General features: G+C 36.2%; 14 protein-coding genes and 1 other annotated feature. Of the genes, 9 read left to right on the top strand and 5 right to left on the bottom strand.

The features are described 5' to 3' along the window. Positions 1 to 15: 15 nt before the first annotated feature. A complete protein-coding gene (locus MHH85_RS16350) occupies positions 16 to 828 on the bottom strand; it encodes a Cof-type HAD-IIB family hydrolase (protein ID WP_340707746.1) in 813 nt (270 codons plus the stop codon). 122 nt (positions 829 to 950) lie between these two features. On the opposite strand from MHH85_RS16350, the gene MHH85_RS16345 reads away from it, so the two are divergent. Both MHH85_RS16345 and MHH85_RS16340 read left to right on the top strand, forming a co-directional pair. Continuing rightward, positions 951 to 1718 carry an alpha/beta fold hydrolase gene (locus tag MHH85_RS16345; RefSeq protein ID WP_193738511.1) on the top strand — a complete coding sequence of 256 codons (768 nt, stop codon included), beginning with the start codon at positions 951 to 953 and terminating at the stop codon, positions 1716 to 1718. 52 nt (positions 1719 to 1770) lie between these two features. After that, entirely contained in the window at positions 1771 to 2079 is a 309-nt protein-coding gene (locus MHH85_RS16340; protein WP_053417733.1) for a metal-sulfur cluster assembly factor, read from the top strand. A gap of 76 nt (positions 2080 to 2155) precedes the next feature. Here MHH85_RS16340 and MHH85_RS16335 read toward each other — a convergent pair whose 3' ends face one another. Beyond that, positions 2156 to 2860, bottom strand: a complete 705-nt coding sequence (locus MHH85_RS16335) for a Crp/Fnr family transcriptional regulator (protein ID WP_340707745.1) — start codon at positions 2858 to 2860, stop codon at positions 2156 to 2158. 234 nt (positions 2861 to 3094) lie between these two features. Here MHH85_RS16335 and MHH85_RS16330 point away from each other — a divergent pair, with 234 nt between their 5' ends. Continuing rightward, positions 3095 to 5236 carry an ATP-dependent Clp protease ATP-binding subunit gene (locus tag MHH85_RS16330; RefSeq protein ID WP_340707744.1) on the top strand — a complete coding sequence of 714 codons (2142 nt, stop codon included), beginning with the start codon at positions 3095 to 3097 and terminating at the stop codon, positions 5234 to 5236. A gap of 89 nt (positions 5237 to 5325) precedes the next feature. On the opposite strand, the gene MHH85_RS16325 is transcribed toward MHH85_RS16330, so the two are convergent. Continuing rightward, the gene (locus MHH85_RS16325; protein ID WP_038179641.1) at positions 5326 to 5520 is read right to left on the bottom strand and encodes a YjzD family protein; all 195 of its coding nucleotides are present in this window, start codon (positions 5518 to 5520) and stop codon (positions 5326 to 5328) included. Between the two features lie 193 nt (positions 5521 to 5713). On the opposite strand from MHH85_RS16325, the gene MHH85_RS16320 reads away from it, so the two are divergent. Continuing rightward, positions 5714 to 6652, top strand: coding sequence for a beta-ketoacyl-ACP synthase III (locus MHH85_RS16320; RefSeq protein ID WP_193738513.1), 939 nt, complete (start codon positions 5714 to 5716; stop codon positions 6650 to 6652). Positions 6653 to 6683: 31 nt separating this feature from the next. Next, the gene (fabF, locus tag MHH85_RS16315; protein WP_340707743.1) at positions 6684 to 7919 is read left to right on the top strand and encodes a beta-ketoacyl-ACP synthase II; all 1236 of its coding nucleotides are present in this window, start codon (positions 6684 to 6686) and stop codon (positions 7917 to 7919) included. Positions 7920 to 8290: 371 nt separating this feature from the next. On the opposite strand, the gene trpS is transcribed toward fabF, so the two are convergent. Next, positions 8291 to 9280 (bottom strand): tryptophan--tRNA ligase, encoded by a 990-nt coding sequence (gene trpS, locus MHH85_RS16310; RefSeq protein ID WP_193738515.1) that lies wholly within the window; start codon positions 9278 to 9280, stop codon positions 8291 to 8293. Positions 9281 to 9326: 46 nt separating this feature from the next. Further along, positions 9327 to 9543 (bottom strand) — a binding site (T-box leader). A 60-nt stretch (positions 9544 to 9603) separates the two neighbouring features. Continuing rightward, the gene (locus tag MHH85_RS16305; RefSeq protein WP_340707742.1) at positions 9604 to 9948 is read right to left on the bottom strand and encodes a DUF3899 domain-containing protein; all 345 of its coding nucleotides are present in this window, start codon (positions 9946 to 9948) and stop codon (positions 9604 to 9606) included. A gap of 246 nt (positions 9949 to 10194) precedes the next feature. Here MHH85_RS16305 and MHH85_RS16300 point away from each other — a divergent pair, with 246 nt between their 5' ends. The 4 genes from MHH85_RS16300 (at position 10195) to MHH85_RS16285 (ending at position 15146) form a co-directional block, all read left to right on the top strand. Continuing rightward, positions 10195 to 11892: a peptide ABC transporter substrate-binding protein gene (locus MHH85_RS16300; RefSeq protein WP_340707741.1), complete on the top strand. Its 1698-nt coding sequence runs from the start codon at positions 10195 to 10197 to the stop codon at positions 11890 to 11892. A gap of 218 nt (positions 11893 to 12110) precedes the next feature. Next, complete coding sequence (gene opp3b / locus MHH85_RS16295) at positions 12111 to 13043, top strand: oligopeptide ABC transporter permease (protein ID WP_340707740.1); 933 nt, start codon at positions 12111 to 12113, stop codon at positions 13041 to 13043. Further along, positions 13043 to 14062 (top strand): oligopeptide ABC transporter permease, encoded by a 1020-nt coding sequence (gene opp3C / locus MHH85_RS16290; RefSeq protein WP_193738519.1) that lies wholly within the window; start codon positions 13043 to 13045, stop codon positions 14060 to 14062. Before opp3b ends, opp3C begins: the two co-directional genes overlap by 1 nt. 16 nt (positions 14063 to 14078) lie before the next feature. Beyond that, positions 14079 to 15146: an ABC transporter ATP-binding protein gene (locus tag MHH85_RS16285; protein WP_193738520.1), complete on the top strand. Its 1068-nt coding sequence runs from the start codon at positions 14079 to 14081 to the stop codon at positions 15144 to 15146.

The raw sequence follows: 15146 nt of genomic DNA, 5'->3' as shown, positions 1-15146 counted from the left end.
ACCTCCTAGTGTAATTTATTTTAAGTTTAGTCGGTCGATCAAGAGGTTAGCTATACCATCTTCATTGTTAGTTTGTGTTATTTCATCTGCAATGTTTTTGAGCTGTCCAATACCATTACCCATCGCAACTCCAAGGCCTGCGTATTCTATCATTTCTAAGTCATTATCTTCATCGCCAAATGCAATAATGCGTTCGCGCGGGATTTGTAGATCCTTTGCAACATGCGATAAACCAACTGCTTTATGCATGCCTCGACGAACGATTTCAATAACTTCCCAAGGGTCACCCCAGCGTCGATGATCGATAAGTTCGGCTTTAGTGTCTGCTAAATGTTGACGAATTAAGGGTACATTTGAAGAGTTAGCCTGAATTAAAAGGCTCGTAGGATTATCTTTTAAATAATCACGTAATATACCTGTCGTTACTTTTGGTTCGCCCATCGTTAAAATATCTAAGATTTTTTGGTCATGGTATTGAACATACACATCATCCATAACCTCAGCGATTAAATTTTCAATTTCATAATGGTTGATGGATTCGACAACATCTTTTACAACTGATAAATCTATTGGGCTATGAATTGTTTGCCAAGAAGTGTTAGTTGGGTGATGTACGAAGGCTCCATTAAAATTGACGATTGGTGTATGTAAACCTAGTTCTTGATAGTATATTTTACTCGCACGATACGGTCTACCAGTAGCAATCATAACTTGATGACCTGCTTCTTTCGCCTGTAGTAAAGTGCGTTTTGTTTTTTCAGAAATAACTTTCTCGTCGGTTAAAAGTGTACCGTCTAAATCTAAAACAATCAAATGTGGTTGTACCATATGAAAAAACTCCTTTCCTACTTTAATAGAGTGTATCGTTAATCTTACTTGTTCGTCAAAACTTTGTCACCGTCAATTATTTTTGTTACGATATTAGAATAAACTATCAAGGAGTGAATGCAGTGAAGGTTCAACAAGAACAGTGGGGTAAAATTCCGTTACTTCACATATATGATGAAGAGACAGTAACATCAGCATCACCAGTTGTCATTTTTCTCCATGGCTTTATGAGTGCGAGTGAACATAATTTGCACTATGCGTATAAACTAGTTGAAAGAGGCGTTCGAGTACTATTACCAGATGCTTACCTTCATGGTGAACGTGATGAAGGGCTGGATGAAGTTCAACTTAGTTTACGTTTTTGGGAAGTAATCTTAACTTCAATTGAAGAAGTTGATTTTTTACATAAGCAATTAATAGAAAAAGGTTTACTGCCAGAAGGCAAAATAGGCTTGGCAGGAACTTCTATGGGTGGAATTGTTACATTAGGTTGCTTACGTGTATACCCTTGGATTCAAACTGCATCAGTTATGATGGGTTCACCTTGTTATGTGGAGCTATCAAAAGCACAGATGGCCCAATTTGAAGAACGAGGTTTTAAAATACCGATATCTGATGAAGAGCTTCAGAAAATGGAACAAACACTGAGCTACTTTGATATGTCAAAACACCCTGAATCAATGGCTAACCGTCCAGTGTTATTCTGGCATGGTAAGAAAGATCATATGGTTCCATTTGCGCCTACATATCAATTTTATGAGAGTATACAAGCAGATTATGCAGATCATCCGGAAGATCTTGTCTTTATCGTCGATAAACAAGCCGGGCATAAAGTATCTCGTCCAGGAATGATTGCGGCAACAAAATGGCTTGCAGACCATTTGGCATAAGTCGTTTCATTTGTTATGATGGGATAAACACTATGCAGAAAGGGGAAATACTATGGATGCAGATATGAAAGAAAGTATATATGGTGCTTTAGAAAACGTAATTGATCCTGAGTTAGGTATTGATATTGTCAACTTAGGTTTAGTATATGAAGTAGATTTATCTGAAGAAGGATTATGTGTGGTAACTATGACATTAACATCAATGGGATGCCCGCTTGGTCCAGTTATTGTTGACCAAATCCGTACAGCACTATTTGAATTACCAGAAATTAAAGAGGTAACTGTTGATATTGTATGGAATCCACCATGGAATAAAGACAATATGTCACGTTATGCGAAAATAGCTTTAGGCATTCGCTAATACTGTAAAGAAAACCCGTTCTGACTTAAAAGTCGAGCGGGTTTTTTTAATTTATAAATGGGTATAATATATGAGGTTAGTCAATTCTACAAATAGTAAGAGGACAGTTTTCACATTCACATTCATCTTTTAGAAATTGTAAATTAAGAACTGTGATTGTACTCTTGTCAAATGTAATAATATTATTCTTCTTCAGGTCATTTAACATGCGGTTAATGACTTCTCGGCTAGTAGCACAGAGATTAGCTAGCTCATTATTGGTCAATTTATAGTTTATATGTATTGATCCATCACCCAACTTTTCACCATAAGTGTTCGCTAATCGTATTAGAGTAGAAAAGAGTGCGCCCTTTTTTCCATGTAGTAATAAATCACGAAGTCTAGATTGACTTTTCATATTTTGCAACTGTATCCAACGCAAACATGCAATCATCAATGACGGTTCTTGACTGAGGTAGAGTTCAAGCATGTTGTTATCAATCGTTAAAATAGTAGTCGGTTCCATAGCTGTTGCTGTTGTTGAATTATAATCTAGAGAACTAAAAATAGTACTTTCACCAATTAAATTATTGCCACCACAGATACGAATCGTTAATTCCTTCCCACTTGCAGTTTCCTTTGAAATTCTCACTTGTCCTGATACAACAAAAAAAACATCTTGAGTACGGTCACCTTCTAAGAATATAGGTGTGTCTTTGGCGAATTTGACAACTGTACCATGCTCTTTGAAAAGTGAATGGATCTTAGGTGGGATAGTTTCAATTGCCTCCAAAATATTCACAACCTCTGCTGTTTTTCACAATTATAACATACTGATTTCTTGCAATTGGAGAATATTTGAATTTCCCAATTTTTCCTTATTTGATGACATGGATTTTTGATTAAAAATATATTAGAAATGGGAAAATATTTTAGTCAAAAAAGGTCAAACAAATTACTTTACTTTCATGAGAAGACGGTAATATAATGTAGTTAATCAAAAGGTCAAAAAAGGTCAAATAAGGAGTGAACTATAATGCAAATGAATATGAATAATGAAGAGCAAAAAAGTCCACTTGAACAATTTGGACGTAATTTAGTAGAAGAAGTGAAAAACGGCAAAATGGATCCGGTTATTGGTCGCGATCAAGAAATCCGTAATGTCATTCGAATATTATCACGTAAAACAAAAAACAACCCTGTATTAATAGGTGAACCAGGTGTTGGTAAAACTGCGATTGTTGAAGGATTAGCGCAACGTATCGTCAAAAAAGATGTACCAGAAGGATTAAAAGACCGCAAAATATTTGAGTTGGATATGAGTGCACTAATTGCTGGTGCTAAATATCGTGGGGAATTTGAAGAGCGTTTAAAAGGTGTCTTGAAAGAAGTAAAAGAAAGTGAAGGTCAAATCATCCTATTCATTGATGAGATTCATACAATAGTTGGTTCAGGTAAAACGGATGGTGCGATGGATGCAGGGAATATGCTTAAACCAATGTTAGCTAGAGGTGAGCTACATTGTATCGGTGCAACTACATTAGATGAGTACCGTATGTATATCGAAAAGGACCCCGCACTTGAACGTCGTTTCCAACAAGTTTTAGTTCGTGAACCATCTGTAGAGGACACGATTTCAATTTTGCGTGGTTTAAAAGAACGTTTCGAACTACATCATGCTGTCAAAATTCATGACAGAGCAATTGTAGCTGCAGCAGAATTATCAAATCGTTATTTAACTGAGCGTTTTATGCCAGATAAAGCGATTGATTTAATCGATGAAGCTTGTGCGATGATTCGTACAGAAATAGATTCGATGCCTCAGGAATTAGATGAAGTGACACGTCGGACAATGCAACTTGAAATCGAAGAGCAAGCTTTGATGAAAGAAAAGGATGACGCAAGTAAGAAACGACTTGTAGCACTTCGGGAGGAATTATCGGAGCTAAAAGATTCTACTTCTAATATGCGTGAGCAATGGGAAGCAGAAAAATCATCTCTTCATGTTATACAAGAAAAACGTGAAACACTTGATCGTTATCGCAGGGATTTAGAAGAAGCTGAAAATAATTATGATTTAAATAAAGCAGCAGTTCTAAGACATGGTAAAATTCCTGAATTAGAAAAAGAATTAGTAGAACTAGAGCAGACTTTGCAACAAGGTAATGATCGTCTGTTACGTGAAGATGTTACAGCTGAAGAAATAGCTTCAATCGTTTCAAGATGGACAGGTATTCCTGTAACAAAATTAGTTGAAGGCGAACGCGAAAAATTACTCAACTTAAAGGCTACATTACAAGAGCGAGTTGTCGGTCAAGACGAAGCTGTTCAGCTAGTGACTGAAGCGGTTTGGAGAGCACGTGCAGGTATACAAGATCCACAAAAGCCAATCGGATCTTTCTTATTCTTAGGCCCAACAGGTGTAGGGAAAACAGAATTAGCGAAAGCATTAGCTGCTCAATTATTTGATTCAGAGGATCATTTCATTCGAATCGATATGTCTGAGTATATGGAAAAACATAGTGTATCTCGTTTAGTAGGTGCTCCTCCTGGCTATGTAGGTTATGAAGAAGGCGGTCAATTGACAGAAGCTGTCCGCAGAAACCCATATGCAGTAGTATTATTAGATGAAATTGAAAAGGCACATCCAGATGTGGCGAATATTTTACTACAAATTCTAGATGATGGTCGTATCACCGATAGCCAAGGTCGTATGGTTAATTTCACAAACACAGTAATCATATTGACATCTAATATTGGTTCGAGTTATTTACTTGATATGCCTGAAAATAGTGAACATGCTGTTGAAGACTTAGTAATGGCTTCATTAAGAGAACATTTTAAACCAGAGTTGTTGAATCGACTAGATGATATTATAATGTTCCATTCATTAACCAACGAACATTTTTATCAAATTACTTGGAAGTATATTCAGTTATTACAAAAACGAGTGGCTGAACAAGAAATTGAACTTGAAGTAAATGAGGATGTCATCCAGTGGGTAGTAGCGGAAGGAATAGATCCAACTTTTGGTGCAAGACCTTTAAGAAGATTTGTACAGCGACATATTGAAACGTTAGTTGCAAAAGAATTGTTAAAAGGGGAAACTGTACCAGGGGATCGACTAGTCATTTCAATGGAAAATGGTAAAGTAACAATTCATAAGGACCCAGCGTAAAGACAAAAAGTCTGAACAACCTTGATAACAGGTTGCTCAGACTTTTTTTAAAGAAAAAAACCCCGTCCAATCTTTGGACAGGATTTTCATTATTGTTGGTGACCTACTTGTTTAGGTGATTCGTTTGGAATAACATTGCTAATAATAATTAAGAATACAGAGAAAACTACTGATAGCCCTAATCCAAGATTTAAGTTAAATCCAACATTCTGAATTGAACTTACTACGTAGTTCAGTACAGAAACTAATAATGCTGACCAGAAAAATAGCATAATATATCTCATTAATTTCACCTCTAACTAACTTTTTTACCTGTTCTATCATATCATATAGCCACATTTAAATAAAAGAATCTTTTCATTATTATGCCCCGTTATTTGGACAAAAATTGACGAAGTGTTGAAAAAATATAAATCTTTCGTTATAATTGTTACCAGGTACTAATAATTGATAACAAAAGAAAAGAGGCGCTACTTCATGAACGCTGGAATAATAGGCTTAGGAAGATGTATCCCTAATCGCGTAGTCACAAATGCTGACTTAGAAAAAATTATGGATACATCGGATGAATGGATTCGCACTAGAACAGGAATTGAAGAACGAAGAATCGCATCAGATGAACATAACTCTTCTCATTTAGCTTTTGAAGCTGCAAAAAATGCAATAGCTAATGCTGGAATTTCGGCTGATCAAATCGGACTTATTTTAGTTGCAACCGTAACACCTGACCGACCATTTCCGAGTGTAGCGTGTATGATACAAGACCAACTCGGTGCACACAATGCAGCTGCAATGGACTTGTCCGCTGCATGTGCTGGATTTATGTATGGATTGGTAACGGCTAAGCAATTCATTGAATCTAATACATATGATTATGTATTAGTAGTTGGTGTCGAAAAACTTTCGAAAATTACAAACTGGGAAGATCGTAATACTGCAGTCCTATTCGGTGATGGTGCATGTGCAGCTGTGATGGGTAAAGTATCTGAAAATCGAGGCATTTTATCATTCGAGTTAGGCGCAGACGGCACAGGCGGAAAACATTTATTCCAAAATGACGCAGGCCATATTGAAATGAATGGCCGTGAAGTTTTCAAATTTGCAGTACGTCAAATGGGTGAATCAGCTTTAAATGTCATAGAGAAGGCTGGATACACTAAGGAAGATGTTGATTTCCTTATTCCGCATCAAGCGAATATTCGAATTATGGAATCTGCAAGACAAAGACTTGGTTTGCCAGAGGAGAAGATGTCTACTGCTATTAAAAAATATGGCAATACATCGTCTGCTTCAATCGGCAATGCATTAATAGAAGAACTAGAAGCCGGCAAAATTAATGATGGCGATTTACTTGTACTCGTTGGATTTGGTGGTGGCCTTACATGGGGCGCCGTTGCAATGCGTTGGGGAAAATAACAATACAAGGAAAAGAGGGAGTTAAAATAACATGACAAAACGTCGAGTAGTTGTTACAGGTTTAGGTGCTGTAACACCTTTAGGAAATGATGTAGAAACAACATGGAAAGCGATTAAAGAAGGAAAAAGTGGTGTAGGTCCATTAACGCGTATAGATGCTGAACAATTTCCTGCAAAAGTTGCTGCAGAAGTAAAAGATTTTGATATAGAAGCATATATTCCTCGTAAAGAAGCTCGTAAAATGGATCGTTTTACACATTACGCATTAGCGGCGTCTATTATGGCTGTAAAAGACGCAGGATTAGAAATAACTCCTGAAATTGGCCTGCGTACAGGTGTTTGGATCGGTTCTGGTATTGGTGGAATGGAGACGTATGAGCAACAATTCCGCAATTTCCTTGAAAAAGGACAACGACGTGTTAGTCCATTCTTCGTACCAATGATGATTCCAGATATGGCTGCAGGGCAAGTATCTATTCACTTTGGTGCAAAAGCCATTAACTCGTGTTCAGTAACAGCTTGTGCATCTGGTACAAACTCAATTGGTGATGCGTTCAAAGTTATTGAACGTGGCGATGCAGATGTCATGATTACTGGTGGAGCAGAAGCACCAATTACGAATATGGCGGTTGCAGGATTTTGCTCAAATACTGCACTTACATTAAACCAAGATCCGCAAACTGCATCTCGTCCATTCGATGCAAATCGCGATGGTTTTGTTATCGGTGAAGGATCAGGTATTGTTATATTAGAAGAATACGAACATGCAGTAAAACGTGGCGCCAAAATCTACGGTGAAGTTGTAGGGTACGGTTCAACTGGAGATGCGCACCACATTACAGCACCTGCTCCAGAGGGTGAAGGTGCGGCACGTGCAATGAAGCAAGCGATTGATGATGCTGGAATTGATGCAACAGAAATTGGCTATATTAATGCCCATGGTACAAGTACACCTTATAATGATTTATTTGAAACGAAAGCTGTAAAGACTGTATTTGGAGAACATGCGTATAATTTAGCAATGAGTTCTACGAAGTCGATGACAGGTCATTTACTAGGAGCAGCTGGTGGGATTGAGGCAATCTTTTCAGTACTTGCATTAAAAGAAGGTATTCTACCACCAACAATGAACCTAGAAACTACAGACCCTGAATGTGACTTAGATTATGTTGCCAACGGTGCTAGAGAAAAAGAAATTACTTATGCTTTAAGTAATTCACTAGGTTTTGGTGGGCATAATGCTTCACTACTATTTAAAAAGTTTTAATAAGTTATAAATGACCACAGGGGGAATACCCTGTGGTTTTTGATCTATGCAATTTTATTGTAATAGTGTTGTATTTCATTATAGTAAGTGGAAGATTATTAATTAAATAGAACATCATATTTTCGTATAAAAAATGACCTCGTTAGTTATAACGAAGTCATTTTTTCATATAGTAGTAAAAACTAGAAAAGGAAATATGCATATGCGCTTACTATTTTTCTTAACTTTTTACGGTCTGATTGTATTAAGTTCAACACATATGATTCTATATTTGAACTACCGTGGTCTAGGATATACTTGGACAGCCGTTTTTATGTTCATTCTGAATTCAGTTGATTTCAAAATTTTCATCGGCTCAAGTATTGGACTAGTTATCGTCTATTTCTCCCAAGGCCCATCGCGTCTTCCATTTTCTTGATTGTTGCACTTGCAATAGCATTCGCTTTTTCAGCACCAGCGTCTAAAATATCATCTAATTGTGGTGAGTCGATTAACTCGTTAAAACGTTCTTGGATAGGTGCTAGATGATTAATAACACTTTCAGCAACGCCTGCTTTAAAAGCACCATAACCTAGCCCAGCGTATTTTGCTACAAGATTATCAATGGATTCATTTGTTAATGATGCTTCAATTGTTAGTAAATTAGAGACACCAGGTTTAGATTCAGTATTGAAAGCAACAACGCCTTCAGAATCTGTCACAGCAGATTTAATTTTCTTCTCGATCTCTTTAGGAGTATCTAGAAGGCGGATTGTTGCTTTTTTGTTTTCATCCGATTTACTCATTTTTTTCGTTGGTTCTTGAAGTGACTTAATGCGAGCTCCATTTTTTGGTAATTGAATAGTAGGAATTGTGAATACTTTACCGTAACGTTTATTGAAACGTTCAGCTAAGTCACGTGTAAGTTCTAAATGTTGTTTTTGGTCGTCACCAACTGGCACGATGTCTGTGTTATATAGAAGAATATCTCCAGCCATTAGTGGTGGGTAAGTAAGTAAGCCTGCAGAAACTGCATCTTTACCAGTAGATTTATCTTTGAATTGTGTCATACGCTCAAGTTCACCAGTGTAAGAAATACATTGCAACATCCATCCAGCTTGTGCATGTGCAGGTACTTCTGATTGAATAAATAGTGTTGATTTTTCTGGATCAATACCTGTTGCTAAATATGTTGCAGCAAGTGTGCGAATGCTGTTACGAAGTTCTTTACTATCTTGTGGCATTGTAATTGCGTGTTGATCTACAATACAAAAAATACAATCGTACTCATCTTGCAAAGTTGTAAACTGTCTGAAAGCACCGATGTAGTTACCTAATGTAATGACACCTGTTGGTTGTACACCTGAAAAAATACGTTTCATAATTGAATTCCTCCTTGGATATAAAAAAACATCATGCGTCTCCTAAAATAGGGACGAATGATGTTGAATCCGCGGTACCACCCAAGCTTGTCGATAAATCGACCACTCATCCTCGTAACGTGAGGTAACGAACTGAGCTACTACATAAAGGTTCGCAAAGTTAACTCGGAAGTCCATTCCATTTAGCGTATCATCTGTTTGCACCAACCACAGACTCTCTTTACATACGACATAAATGTACTACTCTTCGTCTTCGTTTTTCTATATTACTTTGTGTGATTATAATATAGTACAAAGCCAAAAATCAAGTAAACATCAACAGATTACAAATAATAAAAAATTAAGGAAATGAACATCATCAAAATGGTAGCTCCACCGATTTGTAAAATACCCAAATAGGGTATTGAAACAATTTCAGATGGGGCTCTCATACTTTTAACATCCTCTAATCTAGATGACTTAACAAAAACCTTTCGCATACTAACCGTGAAAATGTCAAAAAAGCCCGTTGATAGAATATATGTAGCAAGTCCAATAAAAAGCACAATAGCTCCAACGATAAATGAAACATTAATGTAATCGATTAATCTCAGCATTTTATATTGGAAAAGCATGATGATTACGATTAAAAATTGCAGTGTTAAGAAGAGAATAACTTTCTTTTTCAAGCAAAAACCCCCAATTCTGTATTCATTTTAGTTGAAAAAAGATGAAAAATCAAAAATATTTAACATCATTATATATTCAGAATATTAGAACTTTGTGCTGATAAATGCTGATGTTATCATATTTGCTAATCAAGTATACGTCAAAAAAAGACATTTTTATCAAAAGGTTACTGTACAACTTTTTTTGAATATGTATAATTAGCAATGTAATGATTTTTCAGAAAATTCAAGGGGGATTAGTTATACATGAAGAAAAGTAAACTAGTATGGCTATCAAGTCTTATCCTTGTTCTTAGTGTTTTCTTAGCTGCTTGCGGCACAGGAAATGACAAAGATACAAGCAAAGAATCTGGTAGTGGTAGCAAAGAAAATTCAGGTAGTGTTGATGCAACTCAAGAACTAAATGTAATGGAAAGTGCTGAAATTCCAACAATGGACTCAGTATTAGTAACAGATGTAGTAGGATCTAACGTTTTAAACAACGTTAATGAAGGATTATATCGTTTAAATCAAGAAAACTTACCAATTCCAGCGATGGCTGCTGAAGAACCAAAAGTAAACAAAGAAGGTACAGTTTACACATTTAAGATTCGTGATGCTAAATGGTCAGATGGCTCTGCAGTAACTGCTAATGACTTCGAATATTCATGGAAACGTGCAATTGATCCTAAAACTGGATCTGAGTATGGTCCATATATGATGGATGGAGTAATTAAAAACGCAAGTGCAATTGGTAAAGGTAAAGCAAAAGTTGCTGACCTTGGTGTAAAAGCTCTAGATGAAAAAACACTAGAAGTTACACTTGAAAAACCAGTTCCTTATTTCTTGTCTTTAATTTCACTAAGTACATTCTTACCACAAAAAGAAGAATTCGTAGTAGCGCAAGGTAAAAAATACGCTTCAAACTCAGATACAACTTTATACAATGGTCCATTCGTTCTTGAAGACTGGGATGGAACAGGATTAACTTGGAAATATACTAAAAACGATAACTACTGGGACAAAGATAATGTAAAACTTGACACAATCAATGTTGACGTAGTGAAGGAAGTTCAGACTCAATTAAATCTTTACACTTCTGGTAAAAAAGACCGTGCAGGATTATCAGGTGAATTTGCAATGCAATATGCTGACAATCCAGATGTAGTGAAAGACGTTGAATCTTCACCTTTCTACTTGAAATTAAACCAAAAACGTGATGGTAAAACAGATACAGCTCTTGCAAATGTAAACATTCGTAAAGCAATTTCTATGGCTTTCAACAAAGAAGATTTAACTAAAGCTGTATTAGCTAATGGTTCATTCGAAGCTAACTACCTAATTCCAGCTGAATTCACATTTGATGAAGAGGGTAAAGACTTCCGTGAAGTAAACGGAGATATGAACAAATACAACCTTGAAGAAGCTAAATCATATTGGGAAAAAGGTCTTAAAGAACTTGGAACCGACAAACTTGAATTAGACTTCTTAGGCGATGATAGTGACTTAGCTAAAAAAATGGACGAGTACTTGAAAAACCAATTAGAAAAAAATCTACCTGGTTTAAGTATTAAACTGAAAGAAGTTCCTTTCTTAGTACGTGTTGATTTGAATTCTAAACAAGATTACGATATCCAAGTTGCAGGTTGGGCTCCAGACTTCCAAGATCCATACACATTCTTAAATTTATGGTTATCAGATAGTCAACAAAACAATATGAGCTATGCATCTGAAAAGTACGATAAATTAGTAACAGATGCTCAAACAATTTATGCAACTGAGCCAGCAAAACGTTGGAAAGCAATGGCAGATGCAGAAAAAACATTGATTGAAGAAGATGCAGCGCTTGCACCTATTTATCAACGTGGTACTATGGCACTTCAAAAACCTTATGTTAAAGGTTTAGTGAAACATAACTTTGGTGCTCAATATAGTTATAAATGGACATATATCTCAGGTAAATAATAGTATTCTATTTTTTGAGATTATGCTAAAACCCTGAATAGGGAGAGTATGTGGTTGATTTTAAGCCATATACTCTCTTTTTAATCAGATATTAATTAATTGGAAAATCATGCTACTAAGGGTTTTGTTAATAACAACATTTACAAAGGAAAGAATTTTCTAATTGAGATATTTCTATGAGTTCCATAGTTACGACCACTATTTTAGGAGGTGCAAGAATGGCAAAGTACATTTTTAAACGAGTATTGTATATGATACTAACATTATTCCTGATTGCAACATTTACGTTCTTCTTGATGAAGATGTTGCCGGGTTCCCCTATAGCTAGCTCACCTAAACTAACCCACGAACAGTTAGCTGCGGTGGAAGCAAAATATGGATTAGATAAACCGCTTCCAGTTCAGTATGGAATATATATGAAAAAGATGGTACAACTTGATTTTGGCGTTTCTTATCAATTTAAAGGTGCAAACGTTACAGAATTAATTATTAACCGTGCTGGTCCTTCATTCCTTTTAGGTATTCAAGCGCTTATACTCGGTACTATAGGCGGTATTATTTTAGGGATGATTGCAGCTTTAAGGCAAAATACTGTATGGGATTACGGCAGTACCTTAATCGCAATATTCGGTATCTCCATTCCTTCATTCGTATTTGCTTCATTACTTCAATATTGGATTGGTGTTAAGGGAGGATTCCTTCCTGTTGGATTATGGGAGAATGGCTGGCAATCTAGTATTTTGCCGACAATTGCATTAGCAATGGGTCCTCTAGCGACATCAGCTCGTTTCATTCGAACAGAAATGATAGAGGTATTGGGAACTGACTATATTACTCTAGCAAAAGCTAAAGGTGCTAGCGGCCTTGAAATTGCATTTAAGCATGCATTTCGTAATGCATTAATTCCATTAATAACAGTAATGGGTCCTTTAGCAGCAGGTTTAGTAACAGGTTCTCTTGTAGTTGAACAAATCTTTGCTATTCCTGGTATTGGTGAACAATTCGTTAAAGCGATTAATTCTAGTGATTATTCCTTAATAATGGGAACAACAATGTTCTTTTCTGTACTATTGATTTTAGTTATTTTCATTGTTGATATTTTATATGGCATTGTAGATCCACGTATCCGTTTAACAGGAGGTAATAAATAATGACAAATGAATATCGTAAATTACCACCTGAAGCTTTTAAACACGTGCACATGGATGGCAGCCACTCTGAGAAAATTTCTAAACCATCCTTAAATTTCTGGCAGGATGCTTGGTTACGTATACGAAAAAATAAAGCAGCTGTAGTGAGTATATTTGTACTGTTATTCATCATTCTGATGTCATTTATCGGACCGATGATTAGCCCACATGACTTTGAAACGCAAGAAATAACTCATGCAAATTTACCTCCAAAAGTACCTGGTTTAGAAAAGTTGGGAATCTTTGATGGTACGGGTAATATGGGTGGTCAAGAAGTCAATTTGTATGAAATGAAAAACGTTGACACTTACTACTGGTTTGGTACAGACGGACTTGGTCGTGATATGTTCTCACGTGTCTGGAAAGGTACTCAAATTTCATTATTAATTGCTCTTGTTGCAGCTGTAATTGATATGGTTATTGGTGTAGCTTACGGTGGTATTTCGGCATTTTATGGTGGTCGTGTTGACGATGTGATGCAACGTATTGTTGAAATTTTATATGGAATACCGACACTGATTGTTGTTATTTTAATGATTCTTGTAATGGATCCGGGTATTGTGGCCATTATTATTGCCATATCAATTACTGGATGGATTGGTATGTCTCGTATTGTTCGAGGACAAGTATTGAAATTTAAAAACCAAGAGTTCGTACTTGCAGCTAGAACTTTAGGAGCAAGTAATGGGCGTATTATTAAAAAACATTTATTGCCAAATGTTATGGCGGTTATCATTATTAACACAATGTTTACAATTCCTAGTGCGATATTCTTTGAAGCATTTTTAAGCTTTATCGGGTTAGGGTTACAATCACCCGACGCATCTTTGGGTACTTTAATTAATGATGGTTACAAGCTAATACAGTTCCAACCTCATATTTTAGCTATTCCAGCAGCAATTATAAGTCTATTAATGATTGCTTTTAACTTAATTGGTGATGGTCTACGTGATGCACTTGATCCAAAAATGAAAGATTAATAGGAGGAAAGCAGTTATGGAGAAAATACTTGAAGTAAAAAATCTTGAGCTTTCCTTCCACACATTTGCTGGTGAAGTGAAAGCGATTCGTGGTGTGAACTTCGATTTGAAAAAAGGAGAGACACTAGCAATCGTTGGGGAATCAGGTTCAGGTAAATCGGTTACGACTAAAGCTATTATGCGCCTTCTACCTGAATCTAGTTCGGAATTTAAAAATGGTCAGATTTTATTTAATGGAAAAGATTTGACGAAGTTAACTGATAAAGAAATGCAGAAAATTCGCGGAAAAGACATCTCTATGATTTTCCAAGATCCTATGACATCTTTGAATCCAACGATGACAATTGGTAAACAAATAATGGAGCCGATTTTAAAACATCAAAATGTAGAGAAATCAGAAGCTCGAAAAATGGCTATTGATCTATTAAAACTAGTAGGTATGCCACAACCAGAGCAACGTATGAAACAATATCCACATCAATTTTCAGGTGGTCAACGTCAACGTATCGTAATTGCAATTGCATTAGCATGTAACCCAAAAATTTTAATTGCTGATGAACCGACAACTGCACTAGACGTTACAATACAAGCTCAAATTCTTGAACTGATGAAAGATCTACAAAAGAAAATTGATACATCTATTATTTTTATCACGCATGACCTTGGTGTTGTAGCAAATGTGGCTGATCGTGTAGCTGTTATGTACAGTGGTAAAATTGTTGAAATTGGAACAGTAGATGAAATATTCTACAATCCACAGCATCCATATACTTGGGGGCTACTAAGTTCTATGCCTTCTTTAGATGTACAGGAAGAGAAACTATATGCAATTCCAGGCACACCACCAGATTTACTGAATCCTCCAAAAGGGGATGCCTTTGCGCTTCGTAGTGAATATGCGATGCAAATCGATTTGGAAGAAACGCCGCCATTCTTTAAAGTAAGTGATACACATTATGCGGCAACTTGGTTATTACATCCTGATGCACCAGAAGTGACACCACCTGCAACAATTATTGAAAGAATGAAACGATTCCCTAATAGTCGCTATTACGAAAGTGCTAATGGAGGTATTTTAAAATGA

The organism is Viridibacillus sp. FSL E2-0187 (assembly GCF_038006425.1).
Taxonomy (GTDB): domain Bacteria; phylum Bacillota; class Bacilli; order Bacillales_A; family Planococcaceae; genus Viridibacillus; species Viridibacillus arvi.
The sequence above is the reverse complement of the archived record's forward strand: the minus strand, read 5'-3'. Positions and strand labels throughout refer to the sequence as shown.

Bases quoted from the DNA above. Each gene is read 5' to 3' on its own strand.
- MHH85_RS16320 (WP_193738513.1), top strand. From the start codon at position 5,714: ATGAACGCTGGAATAATAGGCTTAGGAAGATGTATCCCTAATCGCGTA.
- MHH85_RS16285 (WP_193738520.1), top strand. From the start codon at position 14,079: ATGGAGAAAATACTTGAAGTAAAAAATCTTGAGCTTTCCTTCCACACA.
- trpS (WP_193738515.1), bottom strand. From the start codon at position 9,280: ATGAAACGTATTTTTTCAGGTGTACAACCAACAGGTGTCATTACATTA.
- MHH85_RS16350 (WP_340707746.1), bottom strand. From the start codon at position 828: ATGGTACAACCACATTTGATTGTTTTAGATTTAGACGGTACACTTTTA.
- opp3b (WP_340707740.1), top strand. From the start codon at position 12,111: ATGGCAAAGTACATTTTTAAACGAGTATTGTATATGATACTAACATTA.
- opp3C (WP_193738519.1), top strand. From the start codon at position 13,043: ATGACAAATGAATATCGTAAATTACCACCTGAAGCTTTTAAACACGTG.
- MHH85_RS16330 (WP_340707744.1), top strand. From the start codon at position 3,095: ATGCAAATGAATATGAATAATGAAGAGCAAAAAAGTCCACTTGAACAA.
- MHH85_RS16300 (WP_340707741.1), top strand. From the start codon at position 10,195: ATGAAGAAAAGTAAACTAGTATGGCTATCAAGTCTTATCCTTGTTCTT.
- fabF (WP_340707743.1), top strand. From the start codon at position 6,684: ATGACAAAACGTCGAGTAGTTGTTACAGGTTTAGGTGCTGTAACACCT.
- MHH85_RS16340 (WP_053417733.1), top strand. From the start codon at position 1,771: ATGGATGCAGATATGAAAGAAAGTATATATGGTGCTTTAGAAAACGTA.
- MHH85_RS16325 (WP_038179641.1), bottom strand. From the start codon at position 5,520: ATGAGATATATTATGCTATTTTTCTGGTCAGCATTATTAGTTTCTGTA.